Annotated in this window: 21 protein-coding genes and 1 pseudogene; 16 read left to right on the top strand and 6 right to left on the bottom strand. The window is 60.6% G+C overall.

Going from position 1 to position 24771, the window contains the following annotated elements; translation table 11 throughout:
• Nucleotides 1-478: 478 nt before the first annotated feature.
• The 7 genes and pseudogenes from FIV39_RS04705 to FIV39_RS04670 all read left to right on the top strand — a co-directional run bounded on the left by FIV39_RS04705 (nt 479) and on the right by FIV39_RS04670 (nt 6674).
• Nucleotides 479-1459, top strand: a complete 981-nt coding sequence (locus tag FIV39_RS04705) for an integrase domain-containing protein (protein WP_090401061.1) — start codon at nt 479-481, stop codon at nt 1457-1459.
• Nucleotides 1456-1770, top strand: a pseudogene (locus FIV39_RS33260) (hypothetical protein). The gene FIV39_RS04705 and the pseudogene FIV39_RS33260 overlap by 4 nt, the downstream one beginning before the upstream one ends.
• 149 nt (nt 1771-1919) lie before the next feature.
• Nucleotides 1920-2693, top strand: coding sequence for an SDR family oxidoreductase (locus FIV39_RS04695; protein ID WP_090401062.1), 774 nt, complete (start codon nt 1920-1922; stop codon nt 2691-2693).
• Nucleotides 2694-2767: 74 nt separating this feature from the next.
• Nucleotides 2768-3970 carry a low temperature requirement protein A gene (locus FIV39_RS04690; RefSeq protein ID WP_090401063.1) on the top strand — a complete coding sequence of 401 codons (1203 nt, stop codon included), beginning with the start codon at nt 2768-2770 and terminating at the stop codon, nt 3968-3970.
• 6 nt (nt 3971-3976) lie between these two features.
• Complete coding sequence (locus tag FIV39_RS04685; protein WP_090401064.1) at nt 3977-4885, top strand: LysR family transcriptional regulator; 909 nt, start codon at nt 3977-3979, stop codon at nt 4883-4885.
• Between the two features lie 977 nt (nt 4886-5862).
• On the top strand, nt 5863-6147 hold the full coding sequence (locus FIV39_RS04675) for a DUF3077 domain-containing protein (protein WP_090401066.1): 285 nt from the start codon (nt 5863-5865) through the stop codon (nt 6145-6147).
• A 347-nt stretch (nt 6148-6494) separates the two neighbouring features.
• Nucleotides 6495-6674: a hypothetical protein gene (locus FIV39_RS04670; RefSeq protein WP_090401067.1), complete on the top strand. Its 180-nt coding sequence runs from the start codon at nt 6495-6497 to the stop codon at nt 6672-6674.
• On the opposite strand, the gene FIV39_RS04665 is transcribed toward FIV39_RS04670, so the two are convergent.
• Nucleotides 6671-7987 (bottom strand): OprD family porin, encoded by a 1317-nt coding sequence (locus FIV39_RS04665; RefSeq protein ID WP_090401068.1) that lies wholly within the window; start codon nt 7985-7987, stop codon nt 6671-6673. The two genes, FIV39_RS04670 and FIV39_RS04665, sit on opposite strands and share 4 nt — an antisense overlap.
• A gap of 410 nt (nt 7988-8397) precedes the next feature.
• On the opposite strand from FIV39_RS04665, the gene FIV39_RS04660 reads away from it, so the two are divergent.
• Nucleotides 8398-10470 (top strand): TonB-dependent receptor, encoded by a 2073-nt coding sequence (locus FIV39_RS04660; RefSeq protein ID WP_090401069.1) that lies wholly within the window; start codon nt 8398-8400, stop codon nt 10468-10470.
• 201 nt (nt 10471-10671) lie between these two features.
• Here the strand turns inward: FIV39_RS04660 and FIV39_RS04655 are convergent, their stop codons facing one another.
• From FIV39_RS04655 to FIV39_RS04645, 3 genes are all read right to left on the bottom strand, one after another.
• Complete coding sequence (locus FIV39_RS04655) at nt 10672-10887, bottom strand: hypothetical protein (protein WP_090401070.1); 216 nt, start codon at nt 10885-10887, stop codon at nt 10672-10674.
• 234 nt (nt 10888-11121) lie between these two features.
• Nucleotides 11122-12228: an agmatine deiminase gene (gene aguA, locus FIV39_RS04650; protein ID WP_090401071.1), complete on the bottom strand. Its 1107-nt coding sequence runs from the start codon at nt 12226-12228 to the stop codon at nt 11122-11124.
• Nucleotides 12229-12349: 121 nt separating this feature from the next.
• Complete coding sequence (locus FIV39_RS04645; protein ID WP_090401072.1) at nt 12350-15250, bottom strand: aminotransferase; 2901 nt, start codon at nt 15248-15250, stop codon at nt 12350-12352.
• Between the two features lie 146 nt (nt 15251-15396).
• Here FIV39_RS04645 and rfbB point away from each other — a divergent pair, with 146 nt between their 5' ends.
• The 7 genes from rfbB to FIV39_RS04610 are packed head-to-tail and all read left to right on the top strand — an operon-like array spanning nt 15397 to nt 22471.
• On the top strand, nt 15397-16479 hold the full coding sequence (rfbB, locus tag FIV39_RS04640; RefSeq protein WP_090401073.1) for a dTDP-glucose 4,6-dehydratase: 1083 nt from the start codon (nt 15397-15399) through the stop codon (nt 16477-16479).
• Entirely contained in the window at nt 16476-17351 is an 876-nt protein-coding gene (gene rfbA, locus FIV39_RS04635) for a glucose-1-phosphate thymidylyltransferase RfbA (protein WP_090401074.1), read from the top strand. Before rfbB ends, rfbA begins: the two co-directional genes overlap by 4 nt.
• Complete coding sequence (gene rfbC, locus FIV39_RS04630; RefSeq protein WP_090401075.1) at nt 17348-17893, top strand: dTDP-4-dehydrorhamnose 3,5-epimerase; 546 nt, start codon at nt 17348-17350, stop codon at nt 17891-17893. Before rfbA ends, rfbC begins: the two co-directional genes overlap by 4 nt.
• Entirely contained in the window at nt 17890-18771 is an 882-nt protein-coding gene (gene rfbD / locus FIV39_RS04625; protein WP_090401076.1) for a dTDP-4-dehydrorhamnose reductase, read from the top strand. Before rfbC ends, rfbD begins: the two co-directional genes overlap by 4 nt.
• 36 nt (nt 18772-18807) lie before the next feature.
• Complete coding sequence (locus tag FIV39_RS04620) at nt 18808-20616, top strand: sensor histidine kinase (RefSeq protein ID WP_090401077.1); 1809 nt, start codon at nt 18808-18810, stop codon at nt 20614-20616.
• Nucleotides 20613-21989 carry a sigma-54-dependent transcriptional regulator gene (locus FIV39_RS04615; protein WP_090401078.1) on the top strand — a complete coding sequence of 459 codons (1377 nt, stop codon included), beginning with the start codon at nt 20613-20615 and terminating at the stop codon, nt 21987-21989. Before FIV39_RS04620 ends, FIV39_RS04615 begins: the two co-directional genes overlap by 4 nt.
• 26 nt (nt 21990-22015) lie before the next feature.
• The gene (locus tag FIV39_RS04610) at nt 22016-22471 is read left to right on the top strand and encodes a YiiD C-terminal domain-containing protein (RefSeq protein WP_090409815.1); all 456 of its coding nucleotides are present in this window, start codon (nt 22016-22018) and stop codon (nt 22469-22471) included.
• 77 nt (nt 22472-22548) lie between these two features.
• On the opposite strand, the gene cysQ is transcribed toward FIV39_RS04610, so the two are convergent.
• Together cysQ and nudE are read right to left on the bottom strand one after the other, a co-directional pair.
• Nucleotides 22549-23385, bottom strand: a complete 837-nt coding sequence (cysQ, locus tag FIV39_RS04605; RefSeq protein WP_090401079.1) for a 3'(2'),5'-bisphosphate nucleotidase CysQ — start codon at nt 23383-23385, stop codon at nt 22549-22551.
• A complete protein-coding gene (gene nudE / locus FIV39_RS04600) occupies nt 23382-23948 on the bottom strand; it encodes an ADP compounds hydrolase NudE (RefSeq protein ID WP_090401080.1) in 567 nt (188 codons plus the stop codon). The genes cysQ and nudE overlap by 4 nt, the downstream gene beginning before the upstream one ends.
• Before the next feature lie 87 nt (nt 23949-24035).
• On the opposite strand from nudE, the gene yrfG reads away from it, so the two are divergent.
• On the top strand, nt 24036-24698 hold the full coding sequence (gene yrfG, locus FIV39_RS04595) for a GMP/IMP nucleotidase (protein ID WP_090401081.1): 663 nt from the start codon (nt 24036-24038) through the stop codon (nt 24696-24698).
• Nucleotides 24699-24771 lie beyond the last annotated feature (73 nt).

Here is a 24771-nt window from a genome sequence, read left to right as displayed (position 1 = left end):
TTCCTTGCGCCAACCTGCGCCCGTCTCTTTCCCCCGGAAAGAGACGGGCGCTCGTACCGCTGCTGCAGCCCATCTCGTACAAGGCTTTGCGGCATTCCCCCCCGTGACAATCGGCGTGACAAACACCGAAGTCACCAGCAACAGCGATGCAGATGATGGTGCCGCAGCCCAGGGAATGGACTGCACCTGACTGACAGTCAGGCACGCCCCGGTCATCGCATCACTGCCTTCACCCGGCTCAAGATCTCGCGGCGCCGGTCTCGTCAGCCAATGCAGCCTCCACCCGCCCACCGGTATCGGTGCTCAGGAGGCCAGATCATGAGATGCCCAAACTCCCGGTCGTAAAGAGCCGCCAGTCCCGCGTTAGTGGACACCCCTCACAGGTCGCAGGGGCCTTGATCCCTGATAACACTGAACATCCTTGGCGGGATGAAGTGGGGAAAGTTTTAAAAGTTTTGGCTTCGAGAGGCGTTTGATCATGGCATTGGTAGGTAGGCGGGATGGGCGCAATTTTGGCTATGGCCGGCAACTGAGCTATGCCGGGCCGCAGGCATTACGCGATCTATTTGGCGGCGGGCATTACGGCACGATCAAAGCACATAGTGATCGCTGGCAGGCGTTTGTACGCTGGTGTCGGTCGGAGGAAGGGCCGGGGTTTAACGATGCGCGGCAGATTAATTGGCAGACCTTGCTGGACTACGCCGGACATCTGCGCCAACAAGTCGAACTAGGTGAGCTGGCCATCGCCACTGCGCAAAACCGGTTGTCCAGTGTAAATCGGACCCTGGCTGCGCTTCGCGGTGATCAGTATGTGAAAGTGCAGAGCCCGAGTAAGGCGCTGGGAATGCGGCGCACCAGTGTTCGTCGTTCAGCGCCGCAAGGCCAAGATCGCGAACAGGTGAAGCGGATCGTAGAGGTTTTTTGCGAACACCAAATGCCGCGCGCCGCGGCCATCGCTCAGTTAGCGCGAGCCACCGGCATGCGCTTACGCGAGGCTATTTTGGCCGACCTACCACGCCTAAAACGTGAGGCAGAACAGTACGGCAAGATCAACATCCAGGATGGCACCAAAGGTGGCCGTTCAGGTGCGTCGGCACCTCGCTGGATTACGGCAGATGATCATATTCATGACGTACTGAGGTTTGCCGAACAGATCTCGCCCGACGGTAGCCGTAACCTGCTTGCACCGAACGAAAGCTACTTCGATTTCCAACAGCGAATCGTGCGCCCCGCACGGGACATCCTCCATAAGCACAACCTCAAAGGCTTCCACGAATTGCGGGCAGCCTATGCGTGCGAACGCTATGAGCAAATCAGCCATCATCTCGCCCCCATCAACGGAGGCCATTGCTATCAACTCGACCGACGCCTAGATCAGGATGCCCGAGTACAAATCAGCTATGAGCTGGGGCACGGCCGTATCGTCGTGGTGGCCGCTTACATTGGTGGTCGAGCGTGAGCACGGCATTCGATATGGATTTGTTCCTGGCGGGCGTCCTGACCGGATCGCACACCCCCCGTCAACGCCACCTGCGTCTGGCGAAGGCTATCCAAACAGCGATCGCTGAGCGCTGGCAACGCGACAATCCATCGACTTGGTAGAGAAAGCACCTTGCGTGGTTTTTGAATCACAACCTAAACCAGCACACTGAATCGACGCGCTATTACTATTTGCTGACCATGAAATTACTCACTCATCGCTTAGGAAACTCTGGCAGTTCAACCGCTAAACGAAGGACAGAGAACAGCCATATGCGGTCATTCACCTGACTCGACAACAGCGGACGTTTAGAGTCGGGAAAGTAACTTTACGCTTATTGGCTGAAAACACTGAACAGTGCATCCAGCATCAGCGTGCTTATCTTTGCCCGCGGCCGCTCTAGACTGGGTCGTACCTTTCCCAGCCCAGGAGCGTTGTCATGTCCAAACATTCAATCAATGGCAAGGTCGTACTGATCGCCGGCGGTGTGAAAAATCTCGGCGGCTTGCTCGCCCGCGATCTCGCCCAGCACGGAGCTAAGGCCGTAGTGGTGCATTACAACAGCGCCTCCAGCCAGGGCGATGCCAACGCTACCGTGGCGGCTCTCGAGGCGTTGGGAGCCAAGGCGGTGGCGTTGCAGGCAGACCTGACCACTGCCGGTGCCGTGGAAAAACTGTTCAGCGATGCCGTGGCCGCAGTCGGGCGCCCGGATATTGCGATCAACACCGTGGGCAAGGTGTTGAAAAAGCCTATGGCCGAGATCACCGAAGCTGAGTACGACGAGATGATGGCGGTTAACTCCAAAACCGCGTTTTTCTTTCTCAAGGAAGCCGGCAAGCACCTCAACGACAACGGCAAGATCTGCACCATCGTCACCTCGCTGCTCGGCGCGTTCACGCCGTTTTACGCGGCGTATGCCGGCAGCAAAGCGCCGGTGGAACAGTTCACCCGAGCGGCTGCAAAAGAACTCGGCGCGCGTGGTATTTCAGTGACGGCAGTGGGCCCTGGCCCGATGGATACGCCGTTTTTCTATCCGGCCGAAGGTCAGGATGCGGTGAACTATCATAAGACCGCCGCGGCGCTTTCGCCGTTCTCGCGGACGGGCCTGACTGATATCGAGGATGTGGTGCCGTTTATTCGCAACCTGGTGAGTGATGGCTGGTGGGTGACGGGCCAGACGATTTTGATCAACGGCGGTTATACCACCAAGTAACGGGCGAAAAAAACGATTGCAACCCCGTAATGTCGCGTTGACACTTTCCCGACAAACCAGACCATGGGGTTGCTATGAGCGCCGAACAGTCTGCACATCACCCGTTACTTCGCCACCGTGATGGTCACCATGCGCGGGTGACGTTCGAAGAGCTATTGTTCGACCTCGTCTATGTCTTCGCCGTGACCCAACTCAGCCACGGCCTGCTCCATCACCTGACCCTGGCCGGCGTGATGGAGACCCTTATTCTGTGGTTCGCGGTATGGCTTGGCTGGCAATACACCTGCTGGGTCACCAACTGGTTTAACCCGGAAACCCCGAGGGTGCGCGGCCTGATCTTCGCCCTGATGTTTCCCGCATTGCTGATGGCGGCGAGCATTCCTGAAGCCTTTGGCGAACGGGGCTTAGTGTTTGCGCTGGCCTATGTGGCGATTCAGGTAGGCCGTACCGCCTTTATCGTGCTGCATTTGCCCGGTGAACACGCGCTGGCACCTAACTTCAAGCGCATGCTCGGCTGGGTAGCGATTGCCGCGGCGTTCTGGTTGGCGGGCGCGTTTATGGAAGGGCCGTGGCGTATCGGCCTATGGCTAATCGCGGTGCTATGTGAGTACGTGTCGCCCATGTTCGGCTTTGCGCTGCCGGGGCTGGGACGCTCGCGCACCAGTGACTGGACCATCGAGGGCGCGCATCTAGCCGAGCGTTGCCAGCTGTTTGTGATTGTCGCACTGGGCGAAACGCTGCTGGCCAGCGGCGCGGTGCTCGCCGAAACCGAGCACTGGGATATTCCCGTGTTGGTGGGGTTATTGGTGACCTTACTGGGCACCCTGGCTATGTGGTGGTTGTACTTCGGCACGGCGAGCAAAGACGCCATTCATTGCGTTACCCACTCCAAGGACCCTGGGCGCACCGGCGCTTACTTTCATTACATTCACGCGGTGCTGGTGGCCGGCATCATTGCCACGGCCGTCGGCAATGATCTGGTTATGGCCCACCCCGACAAGCACATGAACACGGCCTACGTCGTGACCCTGCTGCTGGGGCCCATGATCTTTCTATTCGCCAGCCTGTTGTACAAACGCGAGGTGTATCAGGTGGTCGCCAAATCGCACCTGGCCGGCATCGTGCTATTGCTGGCGCTGGCGCCGATAGCGTTTTTGACCGACCTGCTGATGGTGGGCACGTTGACCACCATGGTGTTGTTGATCGTCAGTTTCGTGGAATGGCGGGTGGTCCGCCGGTTTCGAGCGAAACAGGCTAACGCCGTCGTCGAGCACTGATAACCCATGGACCGCATCGAGCAGTACCGCGTTTTCGTTCAGGTGGCTGAGCTCGGCAGTTTCATCCAGGCCGCACGACTGCTGAAACTGCCACGCGCCACAGTATCGGCGGCCATTCAACAATTGGAAGCCAATGCCGGAACGCGCTTGTTGCACCGCACCACGCGTAAGGTGTCGTTGACCACCGACGGCAGCCAGTTACTACAGCGCGCGCGCCAGGTGTTGGTCGAGATCGATGAGATCGACCAACTGTTCCACACCCATCAAGAGCAGGTGATGGGGCGCCTGGAAGTCGATGTGCCCAGCCGTATCGCCCGACGCCTACTCATTCCTGCGCTGCCCGAATTTTTCCAGCGTTACCCGCGCCTGCAACTGGGCCTGGGTTCCACCGACCGGGCGATAGACCTGGTGCAGGAGGGCGTCGATTGTGTGATTCGTTTCGGCACGCCGCAGAGCAGCAGCCTAGTAGTGAAACCGTTGGGGCAGGTGTTGCTGATCAACTGCGCCAGCCCCGCCTACCTGGCCGAGTTTGGCGTGCCCACCGAGCTTGCCGAGTTGCAGGAGCGGCACGTATGCGTCGGCTATGTTGCGGGATCGGGCGGGCAGGAGGCTCAGTGGGAATATTGTCTCGACGGCGTCCGGCAGTCGTTGCCACTGCCCAGTCGCTTGGTAGTAAATAATGCGGAAAGCTATATCACCGCATGCTGCACAGGGCTCGGTTTGATTCAGGTGCCGTTGTTCGATGTGCAGCATTTACTGGATAGCGGCGAGCTGGTGGAAGTGCTGGCAGCTTACCGGCCGCCGTCGATGACCGTGTCTGTACTGTATCCGGATCGTCGCCAACGCTCTCGGCGCCTCGGTGCGTTTATCGAGTGGTTTGCCGGCTTGATGGCGCCGTATCTGCAGAGTAGGTAACGCCGTTTCGATTGGCGGTAAAGCCTGGACACTGCATCCAGCTCCCCTCGGCTTATCTTTGCGTAAAGAGGATCTAGTCTGGGTAGGTCTTGTAACCGTCGGGAGCACTGCCATGCCGGTTTCAAACCTTACGCTGCTCACCCTGAGTGGCCGTCTGCTGCATGTCGCCACGGCAGCTTTTGGCGGTTTCCTGCCTATTCTCTACTGAAGGGATGATCGACAACGTTCGAATTCGGGAGGTTTACCATTCGTATGCGGCTCTGAATTACTTACCGACCGACAATGTGCTGACATCTAAAAAATCCCGAATTCGATTCCACCGAACGCCATAACTAGCTGATTTATTTATAGTTACTAGTTGGGGTACGCCGAATTTTCCACCGCAATCCAGACGCCCGGAAAATCTGGCCTCCCCGAAACGTACCGTTCGTCTGGTGCCGCACCATATAAGACGAAGCCCCTGCAGAAATGCAGGGGCTTTGTTGTTTCTGGGATATTCATCCTCGATCAACCCTTTCCCGCCTCCCCCCCCTTCCTGTTGAATCACCTCTTTTCGCGCCAAAACTCCAGATTTCATCCTTTATGCTGAATTATGGGTAGCCAATAATTACGGCGTATTCATAAAACAAATAATGGCATCAACGCCTAGTCGCAACCTTTCAGGAAGAGCTGAAAAATCAACCAATCCATTTTCCCGATTGCTCCTCACCGCTCACCACGCTAACCTCCCCCCGTCGCTGCCAATTCAGCGATCGGGCCTGAGAACCCGGCAAGATGCAGGCGCACCAAGCGCCCCCAACACCCGATTTTGAAGGCGTTTTTTTTTCGCCTGAAAATTCGTGCAATGGCGGCTGTGCGTGGGAGACCTTCGGGTCTGCCGGGTTCCTGTATCTCCGGTTTCTCAGCCTGCGCACAGCTGCCACCCATTCGCCTGAGAACGAACGTGGTAGCTCTCACTCGATATGGGAGTTTTACCGATGACCGCTACACATCCCTCTGCGTTAACCACCCTAGGCGTCACCCCGTTCTCCTTTCACTCCGACCAACCTCTGTTCCGCGTCAACAGCGGTGTTTCCCTGCATGAAGCCTTGCATCACGTTTCCGACTTGCTCCACGTTGCCAAGCTGCTCGCCGAAGATGCAGCGATGACCAAGGAGACGGACCGCTATGCCTGGGCGTCGCATTATTTGCAGGAGATGAGCAAGGCGGTGATTGATGATGTGGTGAAGGTGTTGGAGTCGCCTGGGAATACCGAGCTATAGGAAGGGCTATGGTGGTTGGGGGTCGTCGCGGTTTTAATCGGCCCCGCGTAGCAGCTGTCGAGCGCAAGCGAGGCTGCGTTTGCGGGCTGCCTGATACACCGCAACGCAGCCTCGCTTGCGCTCGGCAGCTGCTACGGATGTGCGTGGTGTTGGGTAAGACGGTGGTTAGCTGCCAACTTTAAGCGCCTCGGCCTGGGGCGCTTTTTTCGGTATAACCCACCTACCCGCGTCGTGAACGGACTCCCATGAACGCTCTGAAACTGATCTGACTGCGGGTCGTTTTCCCGCTGTTGCTGGCCGCCCTCGGTGGCTAGGAGCGTCAGCGGGCTGACGAAGCCACCCCTGCGATGGTCGACCTGATCAATGAAAAATTCAGCGTGCAGACAGCCCTCTCGCGTCCGGAAAAAATCGAAGCCGAACTGCCTACCGGCCACGGAGTGAACCGTGCGATCCACGCCCATAAAAAAACCCCGAACCAGTCGGGGTTTTTTATCACCTGGAATCAGGCGCTACGCGCGATCAATTAGAAAACGTTGATCGGGTAGTCGGCGAACAGACGGATTTCGTTACCGCCTACGTTGTACTTGTCGGCATTGCTGGAAACGCGCAACCAGGACGCACGCGCACGCAGGCTCAGGTCTTTGGCCGGGCCGCTCTGCACGACGTATTTGAACTGGTTGAAGATTTCACGCTCGGTGCCATTGCCACGGTTGGAACCATCGTCAATGTTGGTACCACGAACGTAGGCAACGTTGTAGGTCAGGCCAGGCACGCCGAAGGTGCTGAAGTCCAGGCCGTAGCCGGCTTGCCAGGAGCGCTCGTCCTTGCCGTTGAAGTCGGACCAGTAGGAGTTGGCCAGCAGGATGGTGTTGCCGCCGTCGCCGATGCCGTCAGCGTTGCGGTAGCCGCCGTACAGGTAGCCGGTGTCGCCGGTGCTGCGCTGGTGAGCGACGGTGAAGCTGTGCGGGCCAACAGCCCACGTGGCGCCCAGGCTCCAGATCTTGTTGTCGCGAGCGTCTTCGCTGCCTTGGTTTTCCAGGGCGAAGCTCTTGTCCAGCTTGGTTTTGTAGCCGTTGAAGTCAAAGGTCAGCGACTGTTTCTCTGGCAGCACCAGTACGTAGTTGACGTTGACGTATTGCTTCTTCAGCACGTCTTGCATGTCGGAGGCGTACAGCGCGGCCGACAGGTTTTCGGTGAATTTGTAGCTACCACCGACGTAGTCGATGCTTTTCAGACGGCCGCTGTCGGTGCCTTCGGCGCTCTTGCGAGCTTCCTTGGTGAAGTGACCGGCGTCGAGTTGCAGTCCGGCGATTTCTTTGGAGACGATCGACGTACCCGTGAACGTTTCGGACAGCAGACGGGAGTTGTCGTAGGCCAGGACCGGAACGTTAGGGAACTGATCACCGTACTTGAGCACCGTGTTGGAGACGCGGAACTTGACGGCTGCGCCACCTTTGGCCAGGTCGTGGGGTGCCGAGCCAGGGTTTGCCGTGCCATCAGGGTTGGTGGTGCCATTACCCTGCTTGAAGAAGTCGATACCGCCCGCGCCGGCGCGACCTTGGCCACCGTCCAGACGAATCGCATATTGACCGATCACGTCCACACCCACACCGACGGTGCCTTGGGTGAAGCCGGACTCGAACTTGCCGATGAAACCCTGGCCCCACTCGGCTTTGTCTTGCTTGCCGTTTTTGTAGTCGCGGCTGATGTAGGCGTTACGTGCTGCGATGTTCAGATGGCTGTCTTCAACGAAACCCTTGGATTGCTCCTGGTCGTTTGCCATTGCTGTCGATGCGCTCAAAATCCCCAGAGCGATCAGACTCATCCGTTGCTTCAACATTTTTTTGTATTCCTTATTACGGGTTGAGTACGCGCTATGACACCGGGCTCCATGTCGCTTTTCTGGTGTCGACTTTCTCCAAAAAAAAAAGGCCCGCGGACGACTGAACATGCCGCGGGCCTTTTCTTATTGGATGAGTCATGGCTGTTAGCCACAGGCGTTGGGCGCAATCCTAGTCGCGCGTTGAACTATGTGTCAATTTCGTGAATCGTCTGTATTTAGGCGAAATAATTCTAAGCAATGGCCTACGGCCTTTCTGAAAACGACCTAATCCTGTGTTTAGCGACCTCAAAAACACATTTCGTAACAAATTTCAAAGCCGACACGTTTGGTAATGGATAACGCGCGCAAATGCAAAGCATTACCATTAGCGCGCTTTTTCCTGCCAAACACTTTGGATGCATTCCACCATGCCTGCCCTTCGCCTGACGCCCATGACCCTTGGGCTTTCTGTTCTGCTGTCTGCCGGTTTTGCCTGTGCGGCCACCACCTTGCCCGAAACTTCGATCAGCGCCGAAGCTGACGAAGACGACCCGCGCGTCAAGGAAACCAGCACCGCTACCCGCACTGCCACACCCGTGCGTTATGTGCCCCAGGCCATCGACTCGGTGAAGACCGAAAGCCTGCGCGCCTACGGCACCAACGACTTGGGCCGGGCGTTGAGCGGCATCCCCAACGTGAGCAGTGGTGCGGACACGCGCTTCGACAGTTTGCGCATCCGAGGCTTCGACGCGAGCAATGACTTCTACCTCGATGGCATTCGCGACGACAGCCAGTACGTACGCGACCTGCACAACATCGAGCGTATCGAAGTGCTCAAAGGGCCGGCCGCCGTGCTGTACGGGCGCGGCGGCCAGGGTGGGATCGTCAACCGCGTGAGCAAACTGCCAACGGCCGGGCATAAGTCGAGCATCGAAGCCCAGGGCGGCAGCAACGATTTGCGCAGTGTGTATGCCGACCTGAGCACCGACCCCACCGATAACATCAGCCTGCGTCTGAACATGGGCAACCAGGACAACAACAGCTTCCGCGACGGCGTCAGCGGCAATCGCCAACTGTTCGCGCCGTCCATGAGCTGGCAGCTCACGCCGGACCTGAACTGGCTGGTGCAATACGAGTACAGCCGCTACAACCGCACGCCGGATCGCGGCATCCCCGGCGTCAACGGCCGCCCCGCCGACGTCAGTCGCAGCACCACCTACGGCGACAGCCGCGATTACATCGACGACAAAAGCCAGTCACTGCGCTCCAAGCTGGCCTACGAACTCAACGACAACTGGCAACTGCGCCAGACCCTGGGCGTGTTCAAGCTCGACAGCGATTTCGACAACACCTACCAGACCGCCTACGTTGCCTCGACCAATCGGGTGACGCGCCAACGCTGGCAGCAAGACCTGACCACCCTCAACGTCTTCAACAACGTCGAGCTCGAAGGTGGCTTCAGCACCTTCGGCCTCGAACACCGCCTGCTCACCGGCCTTGAGCTGGGCAGCCAGCGCCGCGATCCAAAGCTGTACACCGCCCCCGCCTCGGCCGTGCCAGCCCTGGACCTCAACCAGCCCAACCGTCGCCTGAGCCACACCGGGCGCATGAGCGTATCGAGTAACAACCACACCGAAGTCGAAAGCCGCGCCCTGTATGTGCAAGACCAACTGCGCCTGAACGATCAGTGGCAAGTGCTGGCCGGCCTGCGTTACGACCGTTTCGAAGTGGACACCAAAAACAAACTGCTCAATACCCAACAAGACGTCAAAAGCCACAGCACCAGCCCGCGCTTTGGCCTGGTGTGGACGCCCCTGGAACACCACTCGTTCTATGCCTCGTGGAGCAAGACTTTCTCCCCGGCGGGTGGCGGCCTGATCGGCATCACCCCGAACGCCGCCGGCAGCGTCAACGACCTGAGCCCCGAGCTGACCAAGCAAAAAGAGATCGGCGTGAAAAGCGACTGGCTCGACGACCGCCTGAGCACCACCCTGGCGGTGTACGAACTGGAACTCTACAACCGCCGCACCAGCGACCCGCTGGACCGCACCATTACCCTGCTCAGCGGCCTGCAGCGCTCGCGCGGCGTGGAGCTGACGGCGACCGGCAAGATCGTCGGCAACTGGTACGTACGCGGTGGTATCGGCCTGCAGGACGCCAAGGTCGAGAAGGACAACAACGGCTTTGAAGGCAAGCGCGTCAGCGACGTGGCCAAGCGCAATGCAAGCCTGTTTGTCACCTGGAAACCGGAGATGGGCTGGTACGCGGAAACCGGCTTGACGCTGGTGGGCGACCGTTACGCCGACAGCCTCAACACCGTGGTGCTGCCGGGTTATGGCAGTTGGGACGCGTTGGTCGGCTTCCGGCAGAAAGAATGGGACGTGCGCGCGGCGCTGAACAACATCGCCGACAAGACCTACTACGAATCGGCGACCAGCGTGGCGCAGATTCAGCCGGGCGAGCCGCGTAACCTGGTGGTGACAGGGACCTACAGCTTCTAACTCGATAAACCCGTAGAGGCAGTCTCAAACAACACCACGCCCCCCCCCCGTAGCAGCTGCCGAGCGCAAGCGAGGCTGCGTCAGGCGCGCTGCCAATTCAGAATCGAGCCGCGGCCTACGCAGCCTCGCTTGCGCTCGGCAGCTGCTACGGATTTACGCGGTGTTGGATAAGACGGTATCTATGACGTCAGAGGTGATTGTTCAGTTTTCAATCAACTCACACAACGCGTGCAATTCATCTTCGCTGAACAACCCCACCGGGTAGCGTTCGCTCATCACACTGCGCAAATCCGGCTGCTGCCTGGCCTGGCGCGAGCCGTTTTCCTTCAACCAAAGCCCCAGCGCATGGATCGCATCACTGTCAACCCGCAAAGGGTGGAAGGTGCGCGTGTACATCGGGTTGATATTGGCATTCATTTCGGCGCTCTCTCCTACTGCGTGAGCGGCTAACTTACTCAAGGTTTATGACAGAACGGTGCAGTCATCACCCTGGGTTACTGTGGCAACACCGATACAAGAGCTATGCCAATGTCGCGTGTTTATAGGTGTACGGACACAAAAAAGCCCACGACCGTGCTGGGCCGTGGGCTTGCTGTAGAGGCTAAAACTGAGTAGCGCTGGTTTGCAGGAAAGGCGTTGTTACAACTGCACTCAGTTTTTATGCGGGGCCGGCTGTTGTTGGGTCAGGCAGTGGATATTCCCGCCACCCAGTAACAGTTCACGGCCCGGCACCATCACCACTTCGTGCTGCGGGAACAGGTTCTGCAGGATGGCCTTGGCTTCAGCGTCCAACGGGTCGTCGAAACTGGGCGCGATGATGCCGCCGTTGACGATCAGGAAGTTGACGTAGGAACCCGCCAACCGCACGGTCGGATTACGTTCCTGTGTGCCGTCTACCGGATCGACCCCTGCGCACTCTTCCTCAGTGGCATACAACGGCCCCGGGATCGGCATTTTATGCACTGTGAACGAGCGCCCCTGGGCGTCGGTGCTGCTTTGCAGGACGTCCATGGCGGCGTGGCAACGCGTGTAGTTAGGGTCTTGCGGATCGTCGGTCCAGGCCAGCAACACTTCGCCCGGCCGCACGTAGCAGCAGAAGTTATCCACATGGCCGTCGGTTTCGTCGTTGAACAGGCCATCTGGCAGCCAAATGATCTTATCCACAGCCAGGTTGGCGCTGAGCACCGCTTCAATTTCGGCACGGTCGAGGTGCGGATTACGGTTGCGGTTGAGCAGGCATTCTTCGGTGGTGATCAGGGTGCCTTCGCCGTCGACGTGGATCGAGCCACCTTCCAGCACAAAGCCTTCCGTGCGGTAACGCGGTGCGCGCTCGATTTCGAGGATCTTGCCGCCCACCTGCGAGTCACGGTTCCACGGCGAGTACAGGCCACCGTCAAAGCCGCCCCAGGCGTTGAAATCCCAGTTCACGCCGCGCACTTCGCCACGGTCGTTGATCACGAAAGTCGGGCCGGTATCGCGTACCCAGGCGTCATCGCTGGACATTTCCACCACACGAATATTCGGCACATCCAGACGGGCGCGGGCGTTTTCGTACTGGCCGGCAGAAACCGCCACCGTCACCGGCTCAAACCGTGCGATGGCCTTGGCCACGGCCACGTGAGCGGCCTGCGCGGGCTTGCCGCCCAGGCGCCAGTTGTCCGGGCGCTCGGGCCAGACCATCCAGGTTTGGGTCTGTGGCGCCCATTCGGCGGGCATGTGGAAGCCATCGGCGCGGGGGGTGCTGTGCAGGGTGGTCATGGCGATCAGGACTCCGAATGGGGTAAAGGCCGACTTTATAACGGATAAAAATCGGCTTTAAAAGCGAACAAACAGGCTAGCTGAAAAATATGACAGCCAATAACCGATAACAATCGATTATTTACAACTGCTCATCCAGCACCTTCGACAGCATGTCGACAAAGAAGTCCACACTGCGCCTGGACGTTACCATCGGCGGCTTGATCTTGAGGATGTTCAAATAATCGCCAGTCGGCTGCATGAAAATCCCCAACTCCCGCAATCGATCACACAACAGGGTGGTCTCTTCGGTGGCGGGCTCCAGGGTTTGCCGGTCACGCACCAGCTCCAGGCCCAGATAAAAACCGGAACCGTGAACCGCACCCACCAGGGGATGACGGTCGATCAGGGCTTCCAACCGCGCCTTGAAATGCCCGCCGACCACTTGGGCGTTTTCCCACAGTTTTTCTTCTTCCATCACATCCAGCACCGCCATGCCGATCCGGCAACTCACCGGGCTACCCCCCGACGATGAGAAGAAATACCCCTCGGCCTCCAATGCCTCGGCGATGTCGCGACGGGTGATCACCGCGCCGAGTGGCTGGCCGTTGCCCATGCCCTTGGCCATGGTGATGATGTCGGGCACCACGCCCTGCTCTTCAAAGCCCCAGAAGAAATGCCCCATGCGGCCGTAGCCGACCTGCACTTCATCGGCGATGCACACGCCGCCCTGGGCACGTACCAACCCGTACACCTGCTGCAAGTAACCCGGCGGCAGGGAGATGCCGCCGGCGTTGCCATACACCGGCTCACAGATAAACCCGGCCAATTGGCGCTTGCTCGCAGCGATTTTCGCCAGGTTATGTTCCACGCTTCGTACGTAGTCCGGCGCACTGTCCTGCCCGCGGAACTCACCGCGGTAGGTGTTCGGCGCGGTGACCGGGTGGACCCATTCCGGGCGGCTGCTCAAGGCCTGGGGGTTGTCGGCAATCGAGGTGGACACCGCATCCGCCGCCACCGACCAGCCATGGTAAGCCTCCAGCACACTGAGCATGTCGCGCCCGCCGCTGTAGGCCCACGCCAGGCGGATGGCCAAATCGTTGGCCTCGGTGCCGCTGTTGACCAGGAACACCCGATCCATACCCGCCGGCGCCAGCGCCAGCAAACGCTCGGAAAACTCGGCAATAGCCGCATAGTGAAACCGCGAGTTGGTATTGAGCAGCGACCATTGCCGCGCCGCCACCGCCGCCATGCGCGGGTGGCCATGGCCCAGCACGGCGACGTTATTGAGCATGTCCAGGTAAGAGCGGCCCTGCATATCGATCAGGTGGTTGCGCCAGCCGCGTTCGATGCGTGGCGGGTCGACGTAATAGTGTTTCTGCGAGCGGGCGAAACTGGCGTCACGCCGGGCCAGCAGGGCGTGGGGATCGAGTTCCGGTTCGGCATCGCAGGCCAGCCCCAGTAATGCCGCAGGCGATGGACATAAGGCTTGCCAGGCCGATGCCCGGGACGGTGTGCAAAACAGCGGCGGTTCGAGGTCGGTACGACACAGTTGCACGGTCAGCGGCCCATGGACCTCACCGAGAACCTGCCCTTTCACCAACAATGAACCGGGCTTTAACCGGGTGTTCACGCCCCACAACCGCACGCTCAGCTCGACCCCTTGCACGCTCACAAGGCCGTCGGCGTCCTGATGCAGCGTGCCGGCAAAAGGTGCCTCCAACACCGTGCCATGGGGCAAATGCAGCTCCACGTGGAGTGGGAAGGTGTGCGGTTCGGTGGCGCTGTCCGGGCACGTACGCGACAGCCGATATTGGCCATAACGACTCGCCGCCAGCCCATGCACCGCCGCCGCCTGATCCAGCAGATGCCGGTCAATGCCGGGCAGCTCCCAGTTGCCGGCTTCGAAATGCGGACTGAGCACGCCCAGGTCGATCAGCGCGAACTCCCGCCCCACCAGGCCGGGTAGCAAGGGCGCGAAGTCCTGACTGGCCACCGACGGCAGCGTCTCACCGACACTGCTGAGAATCGCCGCCTCCATCAGTTCAAACGGCACCGAGGTGGCCACATGGAAAATTTCCCACTCGTGTTCGGCGTTTTTCAACAGGTAAGTGTTGTGCGGATCCAGGCGTTGCTGCTGTTCGCTGCTCAGCACCAACACTGCTGCACGGGCGACGATCAACGGCCACAACGCCTGCAACTCCTCGCGCTGCAGCGGGGTCACGGCGTGGCAGGCCTGGACCGCTGGCAGGATGGCAAAGGGGTCGCCCTGCGCATGGTGCAACAGGGCAGCGCAGGTCACCGACAGGTCGGCAATCCGCCAGGTGTTCACCAGGTCGCCGAAATCGATAACGCCTTGCAGTTGCCAGTGCCGTTGCGCATCGCGCTGCCAGACCACGTTGTCATCGGTGATGTCCATGTGCACCGCTTGCCAGGGCAAGCGGTCGGCCAGGGGGCGAATGCGCGCTTCAACCTGCTCGGCCGCCTGCTCCAGTGCGGCGCGGTGGGGCAGATTTTCCAGGGTGGCCAACAAATGGGTGATCAGTTCCCTGGCATGGCGCGGGTCCCATTGCAGGGTGCGGTCCAGTCCAGGGTGGGAGAAGTCAGCCAGCGCCAGGCTCATGCGCCCGCACAGGTCTCCGAAGCCTGCGATGACGTCGCGCCCCAAATGCGGCAGATGGGTCAACGGCTGGCCGTCGATGTAGTCCAGCAACCGCAGGTGCAGGGGCTGCCCGTCGACCGTCACGGTCAGCAGCTCTTCACCGCTCAGGGCCTTGATGACCTTGGGCACGCGCACGGCCTGCAGTGTGTTGAGGGCCGCGTGCTGGGCCTGCAGCTCAATCGCGGCATAATCGCCCCGGCAGATTTTCAGAACAAACCGGCCGCGAGTGCTGTCGACTTTGTAATTGAGATCCTGCTGGCTGCCCAGTGACTGCAACGCGCCGGTAAGCCCGTAATGCTGCATGAGAAGTTGAGCCGCCTGGTCGGGGCCTACTTGCGGGCAGGGTAGACTGGCGCGGTGGATCAACGTAGCGAGCAGCATGGGGGATGGCCTCGATTTTTTAGAGGTGTATATCGCCATTTTTCAGGGGCTTTACGCAACCCCCACACACATGCCGCACTGCCCGGCGCCACAACACAGGCTATGCTGCACTCGCTAAACGTACGTCTAAGGAAAGGGCCCCCGACATGCGCATTCTCATTACCGGTGGCGCCGGTTTTATCGGTTCTGCCTTGATACGTCATCTGATTCAGCACACCGGGCACGAGGTGCTCAACCTGGACAAACTCACCTACGCCGGCAACCTGGAATCGCTGGTCAGCATCGCGTCCAATAGCCGTTATGAGTTCGTTCAAGCCGATATTGTCGACCAGGCCACCGTCAGCGCAGTGCTCGCGCGCTTCGAGCCCCACGCGATCATGCACCTCGCCGCCGAATCCCATGTCGACCGTTCGATTGACGGCCCGTCGGATTTTATCCAGACCAATATCGTCGGCACTTACAGCCTGCTGGAGGCCGCCCGTGGCTATTGGCAAACACTCGCCGAGCCAGACAAGCGCGCATTTCGCTTCCACCATATCTCCACTGACGAAGTCTACGGCGACCTACACGGCGTGGACGACTTGTTCAGCGAAACCACGCCCTACGCGCCCAGCTCGCCCTACTCGGCCAGCAAAGCCGCGTCCGACCACCTGGTGCGCGCCTGGCAACGCACGTACGGCCTGCCCGTGCTACTGACCAACTGTTCCAACAACTACGGCCCCTTCCACTTCCCCGAGAAGTTGATCCCGCTGGTCATCCTCAACGCCCTCGCAGGCAAGTCATTGCCAGTCTATGGTGATGGTCTGCAAGTTCGCGACTGGTTGTTTGTCGAAGACCATGCGCGGGCACTGCTCACCGTCGTGACACAAGGCGTGGTCGGCGAGACCTACAATATCGGCGGCCACAACGAACAGAAGAACATCGACGTGGTGCGCAGCATCTGCACCCTGCTGGAGGAACTGGCCCCGCAACATCCCCACGGGGTGGAGCAATACACCGACCTGATCACGTTCGTTAAGGACCGCCCAGGCCACGACCAACGCTACGCAATCGATGCCAGCAAGATCGAACGCGAACTGGGCTGGGTACCCGAAGAAACCTTTGAAACCGGGCTGCGCAAAACCGTGCAGTGGTACCTCGATAACCTGGAATGGTGCCGCAGGGTCCAGGACGGCAGTTATCAGGGTGAACGCTTAGGCAATACCGACACGAGGGATCTGATTGCATGATGAAAGGAATCGTATTGGCCGGTGGCTCCGGCTCCCGCTTGCATCCCATCACCCTGGGTGTGTCCAAGCAACTTCTACCGGTGTATGACAAGCCGATGATCTACTACCCGATCTCGGTGCTGATGCTCGCAGGCATCAAAGAAATCCTGGTGATCTCCACCCCGTCGGACTTACCGCAATACCGCAACCTGCTGGGCGATGGCAGCCAGTTTGGCGTCAGCTTCAGCTACGCCGAACAACCGCAGCCGGACGGTTTGGCACAGGCCTTTCTGATTGGCGAACAGTTCATCGGCAACGACTCCGTGTGCCTGATCCTGGGCGACAACATTTTCCACGGCCAGCGTTTCAGCGAGCAGTTACATGCGGCGGTAAAGCGCGGCAAAGGCGCCACGGTATTTGGCTATTGGGTCAAGGATCCGCAGCGCTTCGGCGTGATCGACTTCGACAGCGAAGGCCGCGCCCTGTCCATCGAAGAAAAGCCGACCACCCCCAAATCAAGCTATGCCGTCACGGGCCTGTATTTCTACGACAATGACGTGGTCAGCATCGCCAAGGCCGTCACACCCTCCGCCCGTGGCGAATTGGAAATCACCGACGTCAACAACGCTTACTTGAAGCGCGGTGACTTGCAGGTGGAGCGCTTCGGTCGAGGTTTCGCCTGGCTGGATACCGGCACCCACGACAGCTTGCTGGAAGCCTCACAGTACGTGCAGACCATCGAACACCGTCAGGGCCTCAAAGTGGCGTGCCTCGAAGAAATCGCCTACGGGAACGGCTGGATCGACCGCGACCATCTGCTCGAACGCGCCAAATACTTCGGCAAAACAGGCTATGGCCAATACCTGTATTCCCTGGCTGGAGACAACCGGTGAACGTCGTTGACACCTCACTCCCCGGCGTAATGATCATCGAGCCCAAAGTGTTCGGTGACGAGCGTGGTTTTTTCTACGAAAGCTTCAATGCTCGCGCCTTTGCAGAGGCCACCGGGTTCAAGCGCGAGTTTGTCCAGGACAACCACTCGCGCTCGCAAAAAGGCGTGCTGCGGGGCCTGCATTACCAACTGGAGCACACCCAGGGCAAACTGGTACGGGTTACCGCCGGTGAAGTGCTGGATGTCGCTGTCGACATTCGCCGCAGCTCGCCGAACTTCGGGCAATGGGTGGGCGTGCGCCTGTCGGCACAGAACCATCGCCAGTTGTGGGTACCGGAAGGCTTCGCCCATGGGTTTGTGGTGCTGAGCGACTCCGCCGAATTCTTGTACAAGACCACCGACTACTACCAGCCCAGCGCGGAACGCAGCATTCTGTGGAACGACCCGACGCTGGCCATCGACTGGGAACTGAGCGAACCGCCGCAACTGTCCGTCAAGGACCAGGCTGGAAAACTGCTGATGGAAGCCGATCTGTTCCCATGACGACCCCTTTAAAGATCCTAATCACCGGCCAACATGGCCAAGTCTCCCAGGCGCTGCAACAGCAGCTTCAGGGGCTGGGCGAACTGATTGTGCTCGGCCGCGAGCAGCTCGATCTGGCCAACACAGAGCACATCCGCCAACAGGTACGCGCCCATCGCCCCGACCTGATCATCAACGCCGCCGCCCACACGGCTGTCGATCAAGCCGAAAGTGAACCGGACCTCGCCTTCGCCATCAACGCCATCGCCCCCGGCATTCTTGCCGAGGAAGCCAAGGCCCTGGGCATCCCGTTGATCCACTATTCCACCGACTACGTGTTCGACGGCAGCAAGCCTGCGCCCTACATCGAAGCTGACGCGCCCAACCCCTTGGGCGTCTACGGCCAGAGCAAACTGGCGGGTGAACAGGCGATTGCCGCCGTGGGAGGCCAGTACCTGATCCTGCGCACCAGCTGGGTCTACTCCAACCACGGCAAGAACTTCCTGCTGACCATGCAGCGCCTGCTGCAAGAAAAACCCCACCTGCGCATCGTCGCCGACCAGATCGGCGCGCCGACGTGGGCCGGGACCATTGCCGGCAGTACGCTCGCCCTGATCGAACGTTGGCAAGCGGGCGAGGCCGGGGAATGGGGCGTCTACCACCTGACCGCCGAGGGTGAAACGTCGTGGTTCGGCTTTGCCCAAGCGATTGGCGAGCATCTGCGCGCCAGCGGCCGTGCCTGTGCCGAACTGGAGGCGATCCCATCCAGCGCCTACCCGACGCCCGCCCGGCGCCCGCTGAACTCACGCCTCGATTGCAGCCACCTGCGCCAGCAATGGCACGTCAGTCAGCCCTTGTGGCAAGACGCATTGCGCGAGTGTCTTGCCGGGCAGCACTAGGCATAATGCGCCTGTACCCACAGGCGCACGACTCCCATGACTCCACCCCTTCCGCGAAGACCCCGCTGGCGCAGCCTCGCCCTGTTGGCCCTGTGCCTGGCACCGCTGCTGTGGCCGCTGGAGCATTTGGCCGAGCGCTACTATCGCAGCGAACTGGCCGGGCAAAACCGCCAGACCCTAGACCTGTACGTCGCCAACCTGCTGGGCACCCTGCATCGCTATGAAGTGCTGCCGCAGATCCTCGGCGACTTGCCGGCCCTGCGCACGGCACTGAGTGCGCCGCAAGTCAGCACCAACCTGGTCAACGCCAACCTGCTGCTCAAGGACGTCGCCGCCCAGGCCGGGGTGGAAGTGATGTATTTGATGGACACCACCGGCAAGACCCTCGCCGCGTCGAATTGGGACAAACAGGACAGCTTCGTCGGACGCAACTTCTCGTTCCGGCCCTATTTCAGCGAAGCCATGGCCGGACGCCTGGGGCGGTTTTTCGGGCTGGGCACCACCTCGGCCAAGCGCGGCTATTTCTTCGCCGCCGCCGTGCGCGATGGCGACACGATCATCGGCGTCCTGGTGGTCAAGGTCGACCTGGACCACACCGAAAGCCTGTGGGGCAATACCCCGGAACAACTGCTGGTCACCGACCATAACGGCGTGGTGATCCTTACGTCGCGCCCGCAATGGCGCTTCCGTGCCACCCGGCCACTGACCGCCGAAGAACGCCAGGCCATCATTGCCATCCAGCCCTACCCCACACGCGACCCGCAACCCCTGAGCCTGAGCAACAGCGCATGGCTGCGCCAATCCACCGCCATTGCCGAAACCGGCTGGAATGTGGAAATCCTGGCACCGCAATCCTTGATCAGCCGCCCGGTGCGCACGGTGGTTGCCGTGGGCGGCGCCACGTTGCTGGTGTTGATGCTGCTGCTGGGCCTGATGATGCAGCGCCGTCGCCACTACCTGGAACGCATCGCCTTCGAAGCCAAGGCCCGCCGCGAGCTGGAAATGCGCGTCGCGGAGCGCACCAGTGACCTGGAAGGCCTCAACCGGCGCTTGAAACAGGAAGTGCTGGAGCGCGAGCACGCCCAGCAGGAACTGGTGCGCGCCCAGGATGACCTGGTACAGGCCGGCAAGTTGTCGGCGCTGGGCACCATGTCGGCGAGTATCAGCCACGAACTCAATCAACCTCTCGCGGCGATTCGCAGCTACGCGGAAAACGCCGAGATCCTGCTCGACCACGAGCGCACCAGCGATGCCCGGGGCAATCTCAAGCTGATCAGCGAACTGACCGGGCGCATGGCCTCGATCATCGCCCACCTGCGCGCCTTCGCCCGACGCGATCGCCATGCCCCGGAGAGCGTGGCCCTGCAACCGGCGCTGGACGATGCGCTGGCCCTGCTGGCCAAGCGGCGGCGGTCGATGGAAGTCGAGCTGATCCGCGATTTGCCGGAAGCGACCCTGTGGGTGCAGGCCGGCGAAACCCGCTTGCGCCAGGTACTGGGCAACCTGCTGGCCAACGCCCTCGACGCCCTTACCGAAAAAGGCCCGCCGCGCAAACTGTGGCTCAGTGCCGAAACCACCGCCCAGGGCGTCAACCTGTACATTCGCGACAATGGCCCAGGCTTTTGCATGGAAGCGTTGGGCCGTGCCAGCGAACCGTTCTACACCACCAAGACGCGCACCCAGGGCTTGGGCCTGGGCCTGGCGATCTGTGAGACCCTGATGCGTGCCTTTGGCGGCGAACTGCTGTTTGCCAACCACAAGGAAGGGGGTGCGCTGTTAACCTTGAAATTGCGCGCCGGCTCGCCGGGCGTCAGTCTGCAACCGTCCGAGGACCGCAGTGTATGAGTATCGATAACCAGATTCAGGTGGTGTTGATCGACGATGATCCACACTTGCGTCAGGCCCTGTGCCAGACCCTGGACCTGGCCGGGCTGAACGTCCTGACCCTGGGCGAAGCCACCGGCCTCACCGCACGCCTGTCGCGGGATTGGCCGGGCGTGGTGGTCAGCGACATCCGCATGCCCGGCATGGACGGCCTGGAGCTGCTGGCCGAGCTGCACGGCCAGGATCCGGACCTGCCGGTGCTGCTGATCACCGGCCACGGCGACGTGCCGTTGGCGGTGCAGGCCATGCGCGCGGGGGCATATGACTTCCTCGAAAAACCCTTCGCCAGCGACGCCCTGCTCGACAGCGTACGCCGCGCCCTGGCCCTGCGCCGCCTGGTGTTGGACAACCGCAGCCTGCGCCTGGCCCTCAGTGACCGCCAGCAACTGAGCACCCGCCTGGTGGGGCACTCGCCACAAATGCTGCGCCTGCGCGAGCAGATCGGCGCCCTGGCCGCGACCCGCGCCGATGTGCTGATCCTCGGCGAAACCGGCGCCGGCAAGGAAGTGGTGGCCCGGGCGCTGCACGACCTGTCGAGCCGGCGCAGCGGGCCGTTTGTAGCGATCAACGCCGGAGCGCTGGCCGAGTCGGTGGTCGAAAGCGAGCTGTTCGGTCATGAGCCCGGCGCCTTTACCGGCGCGCAGAAACGCCGCATCGGCAAGTTCGAATTCGCCAACGGCGGCACGTTGTTCCTCGATGAAATCGAGAGCATGAGCCTGGATGTGCAGGTTAAGCTGCTGCGCCTGTTGCAGGAGCGCGTGGTGGAGCGCCTCGGCGGCAATCAACTGATCCCGCTGGATATACGCATCATCGCCGCCACCAAGGAAGACCTGCGCCAGGCCGCCGACCAGGGCCGTTTCCGGGCGGACTTGTACTACCGCCTCAACGTCGCGCCGCTGCGCATCCCACCCCTGCGCGAACGCGGTGAAGATGCGTTGATGCTGTTCCAGCACTTCGCCGACGAAGCCAGCAGCCGCCATGGCCTGCCGTTGCACGAGCTGCAACCGGGTCAGCGCGCGCTGCTGTTACGCCACAATTGGCCAGGCAATGTGCGCGAATTGCAGAACGCCGCCGAGCGCTTTGCCCTGGGCCTGGAGTTGGCGCTGGACAACACGCCGGACAGTCCCGCCAGCGGCGTGCTGACTTCCACACCGGGCGGCTTGAGCGAGCAGGTCGAGCAGTTCGAAAAAAGCCTGATCGCCGCCGAACTGACCCGCCCCCACAGCTCCATGCGCAGCCTCGCCGAAGCACTTGGCGTACCGCGCAAGACCCTGCACGACAAACTGCGCAAGCACGGCCTGAACTTCGCCAACCAAAGCGCTGACGACGAATGACCCTGCCCACCCACCAAGAGGCCCCCATGAGCCGTAACAGCCGTTACCTGGAATCCATCCTCCACCACGACATCCCCCTGACCCGCGAAATGGGCCTCAAGGTACTCGACTGGCAAGACGGGCAACTGCGGCTGCACCTGCCTTTGCAAGCCAATATCAACCATAAGAGCACCATGTTCGGCGGCAGCCTCTACTGCGGCGCGGTGCTGGCGGGTTGGGGCTGGATGCACCTGCAACTGCGCGAGGAAGGGATTGAAGACGGGCATATCGTGATTCAGGAAGGGCAGATCAGCTATCCGCTGCCGGTGACGCAAGACGCGACCGCCATTTGCGCGGCGCCGGAGGAGAAGGTGTGGAAGCGCTTTTTAGCCACCTACAAGCGCTATGGCCGGGCGCGGCTGGCGTTGGACACGTGGATCGTGAATGAGGGCAGTGAAGAGCGGGCCGTTACGTTCACCGGCCAATACGTCCTGCACCGCTAGAAGCCAATACACAAAACAAATGTGGGAGCAAGTCGAATCGTCGCACCGCCCCTCCCACATTTAGATCGGCTGAGGTCTTAAGAGCGGGCCAAGGTCAGCAAGCGCTCACGCCACGCCGCCTTTGCAGGCAATGCCAAAAAGAACGGATTCAACAGCGATGCTCGCGCCGGATAGCTGAACGGCTCTCCGCTCAACTCCAGCACCTCGCCGCCCGCCCCTTCCAATACGCCCTGCGCCGCAGCCGTATCCCACTGCGAAGTCGGCGCCAGGCGCGGGTAGCAATCAGCACTGCCCTCAGCCAGCAGGCAGAACTTCAATGAACTGCCGATATTCGCCAGCTTCAACTCCCCCAACCCTTCGCTCAAACCATCCAGCAAACGCTCTTGCTCGGGGCTGGTATGCCGACGGCTGGCGACCACGGTAAACGCCTCACCCACTGCCGGCGCCTCGCGCACCTGGATCTGCCTGGGCGCTTCGTTCACATCGGAACGCCACGCCCCCAGGCCCGCACCGCCGAAGTAGCAACGGCCACTCGTGGGCATGGACACCACGCCAAACACCACGCGGCCTTGTTCGATCAGGGCAATATTGACGGTGAACTCTTCGCTGCCGGCGATAAATTCCTTGGTGCCATCCAGCGGGTCCACCAGCCACCAACGCTGCCAGCCGGCGCGTACGCTCTGGTCGATGTCGGCGTCTTCTTCGGACAGCACCGGGATGCTCGGGTCGAGTGCGGTGAGGCCTGCGAGAATCAGATGGTGGGCGGCCAGGTCGGCCGCCGTTACCGGCGAATCATCGGCCTTGGAGGTCACCGCCACATCGGCGCGCCAGTACGGCAGGATCACTTCACCCGCCTGGCGAGCCAGCTCGATCACAGGGGCGATAAACGGGTGGCCTAAAAACAGTTCGCTCATGCGGTAAACGCTCCACGCTGAATCAACAAATCTCGTACCAGATACAACGCCGCCAGGGCGCGGCCTTCGCTGAATTGCTCGCGTTGCGCAAGCTGCGACAGCTCGCGCAGGTTGACCCGCTCCACGCGCATCGGCTCGGGCTCATCGCCTTCCAGGCGTTCTTCATAGAGTTCGGTGGCGAGCACCACCTGGATTTTCTGGCTCATGTAGCCAGGGGACAGCGACAGCTCGGTAATGTGTTCCAACTGCCGTGCGCCGTAGCCGGCTTCTTCCTTGAGTTCACGGTCGGCCGCCGCCAGCACGTCTTCGCCGGGTTCGATCAAGCCCTTGGGCAAGGACAGTTCATATTCATCGGTGCCGCCGCAGTACTCTTCCACCAGCAATGCATGATCTTCGTCGATCATCGCCACGATCATCACCGCGCCGTAGCCGGCACCGCGGCCCACCAGGCGCTCGTAGGTCCGCTCAACGCCATTGGAAAAGCGCAATTGCACTTCCTCCACGCGGAACAAACGGCTACTGGCGACTATTTCGCGGGCGAGGACGGTGGGTTTCTGGCGCATAAGCGGCTCCTTGGCGTGATCGGGTTACTATACCGTGGCTTTTCCGATTGTCTGTGTCGGATATTTCTACTTACATGAGACCGCCCCATGCCCTCTTTGCCCTGGCACGCCATCGACACTGTCCTGCTGGACATGGACGGCACCCTGCTCGACCTGCATTACGACAACCACTTCTGGATGGAGCACCTGCCCCAGCGCTACGCCGAGCTGCACGGGGTGAGCCAGGCCATGGCCGAGATGGAGTTGCAGCCTCTGTTCGAGCGTAACGCCGGACAGTTGCAATGGTATTGCCTGGATTTCTGGAGTGCGGAACTGAACATCCCGGTACGCGAACTCAAACTGGAAACCGCCCACCTGATCGCCCTGCGCCCGGATGCCGATACCTTCCTGGCGGCAATCAAACAGGCGGGCAAGCGCGTGATCCTGATCACCAACGCCCATCGTGATTCGCTGTCATTGAAGTTGGAACGCATTGAACTGGCGCCGTATTTCGAGCGTTTGATCAGCTCCCACGACTATGGTTTCGCCAAGGAAAACCCACAGTTCTGGGACGCCTTGCAAGCCGACATCCAGTTCGACCCGGCCCGCAGCCTGTTTATCGACGATACCTTACCGATCCTGCGCAGTGCACAGGCGTTTGGCGTGGGGTATTTGCTGGCGGTGAAAGAACCGGACAGCCAAAAAGGGCCGAAGGACACCGGGGAATTTGCAGCAGTCGAGGATTACCGGGATCTCATTGTCGGGCTCTGATCAAATGTGGGAGGGGGCTTGCTCCCGATGGCAGTGTGTCAATCAAAGCTTCCTTGACTGACACGCCGTCATC

This window comes from Pseudomonas grimontii, assembly GCF_007858185.1.
Classification (GTDB): Bacteria; Pseudomonadota; Gammaproteobacteria; order Pseudomonadales; family Pseudomonadaceae; genus Aquipseudomonas; species Aquipseudomonas grimontii.
This window is presented reverse-complemented; position numbering and strand designations above follow the sequence as displayed.

What these genes read in the sequence shown, in the direction of transcription:
- FIV39_RS04705 (WP_090401061.1), top strand. Translation starts at nt 479, where the DNA reads ATGGCATTGGTAGGTAGGCGGGATGGGCGCAATTTTGGCTATGGCCGG.
- FIV39_RS04695 (WP_090401062.1), top strand. Translation starts at nt 1,920, where the DNA reads ATGTCCAAACATTCAATCAATGGCAAGGTCGTACTGATCGCCGGCGGT.
- FIV39_RS04690 (WP_090401063.1), top strand. Translation starts at nt 2,768, where the DNA reads ATGAGCGCCGAACAGTCTGCACATCACCCGTTACTTCGCCACCGTGAT.
- FIV39_RS04685 (WP_090401064.1), top strand. Translation starts at nt 3,977, where the DNA reads ATGGACCGCATCGAGCAGTACCGCGTTTTCGTTCAGGTGGCTGAGCTC.
- FIV39_RS04675 (WP_090401066.1), top strand. Translation starts at nt 5,863, where the DNA reads ATGACCGCTACACATCCCTCTGCGTTAACCACCCTAGGCGTCACCCCG.
- FIV39_RS04670 (WP_090401067.1), top strand. Translation starts at nt 6,495, where the DNA reads ATGGTCGACCTGATCAATGAAAAATTCAGCGTGCAGACAGCCCTCTCG.
- FIV39_RS04665 (WP_090401068.1), bottom strand. Translation starts at nt 7,987, where the DNA reads ATGTTGAAGCAACGGATGAGTCTGATCGCTCTGGGGATTTTGAGCGCA.
- FIV39_RS04660 (WP_090401069.1), top strand. Translation starts at nt 8,398, where the DNA reads ATGCCTGCCCTTCGCCTGACGCCCATGACCCTTGGGCTTTCTGTTCTG.
- FIV39_RS04655 (WP_090401070.1), bottom strand. Translation starts at nt 10,887, where the DNA reads ATGAATGCCAATATCAACCCGATGTACACGCGCACCTTCCACCCTTTG.
- aguA (WP_090401071.1), bottom strand. Translation starts at nt 12,228, where the DNA reads ATGACCACCCTGCACAGCACCCCCCGCGCCGATGGCTTCCACATGCCC.
- FIV39_RS04645 (WP_090401072.1), bottom strand. Translation starts at nt 15,250, where the DNA reads ATGCTGCTCGCTACGTTGATCCACCGCGCCAGTCTACCCTGCCCGCAA.
- rfbB (WP_090401073.1), top strand. Translation starts at nt 15,397, where the DNA reads ATGCGCATTCTCATTACCGGTGGCGCCGGTTTTATCGGTTCTGCCTTG.
- rfbA (WP_090401074.1), top strand. Translation starts at nt 16,476, where the DNA reads ATGATGAAAGGAATCGTATTGGCCGGTGGCTCCGGCTCCCGCTTGCAT.
- rfbD (WP_090401076.1), top strand. Translation starts at nt 17,890, where the DNA reads ATGACGACCCCTTTAAAGATCCTAATCACCGGCCAACATGGCCAAGTC.
- FIV39_RS04620 (WP_090401077.1), top strand. Translation starts at nt 18,808, where the DNA reads ATGACTCCACCCCTTCCGCGAAGACCCCGCTGGCGCAGCCTCGCCCTG.
- FIV39_RS04615 (WP_090401078.1), top strand. Translation starts at nt 20,613, where the DNA reads ATGAGTATCGATAACCAGATTCAGGTGGTGTTGATCGACGATGATCCA.
- FIV39_RS04610 (WP_090409815.1), top strand. Translation starts at nt 22,016, where the DNA reads ATGAGCCGTAACAGCCGTTACCTGGAATCCATCCTCCACCACGACATC.
- cysQ (WP_090401079.1), bottom strand. Translation starts at nt 23,385, where the DNA reads ATGAGCGAACTGTTTTTAGGCCACCCGTTTATCGCCCCTGTGATCGAG.
- nudE (WP_090401080.1), bottom strand. Translation starts at nt 23,948, where the DNA reads ATGCGCCAGAAACCCACCGTCCTCGCCCGCGAAATAGTCGCCAGTAGC.
- yrfG (WP_090401081.1), top strand. Translation starts at nt 24,036, where the DNA reads ATGCCCTCTTTGCCCTGGCACGCCATCGACACTGTCCTGCTGGACATG.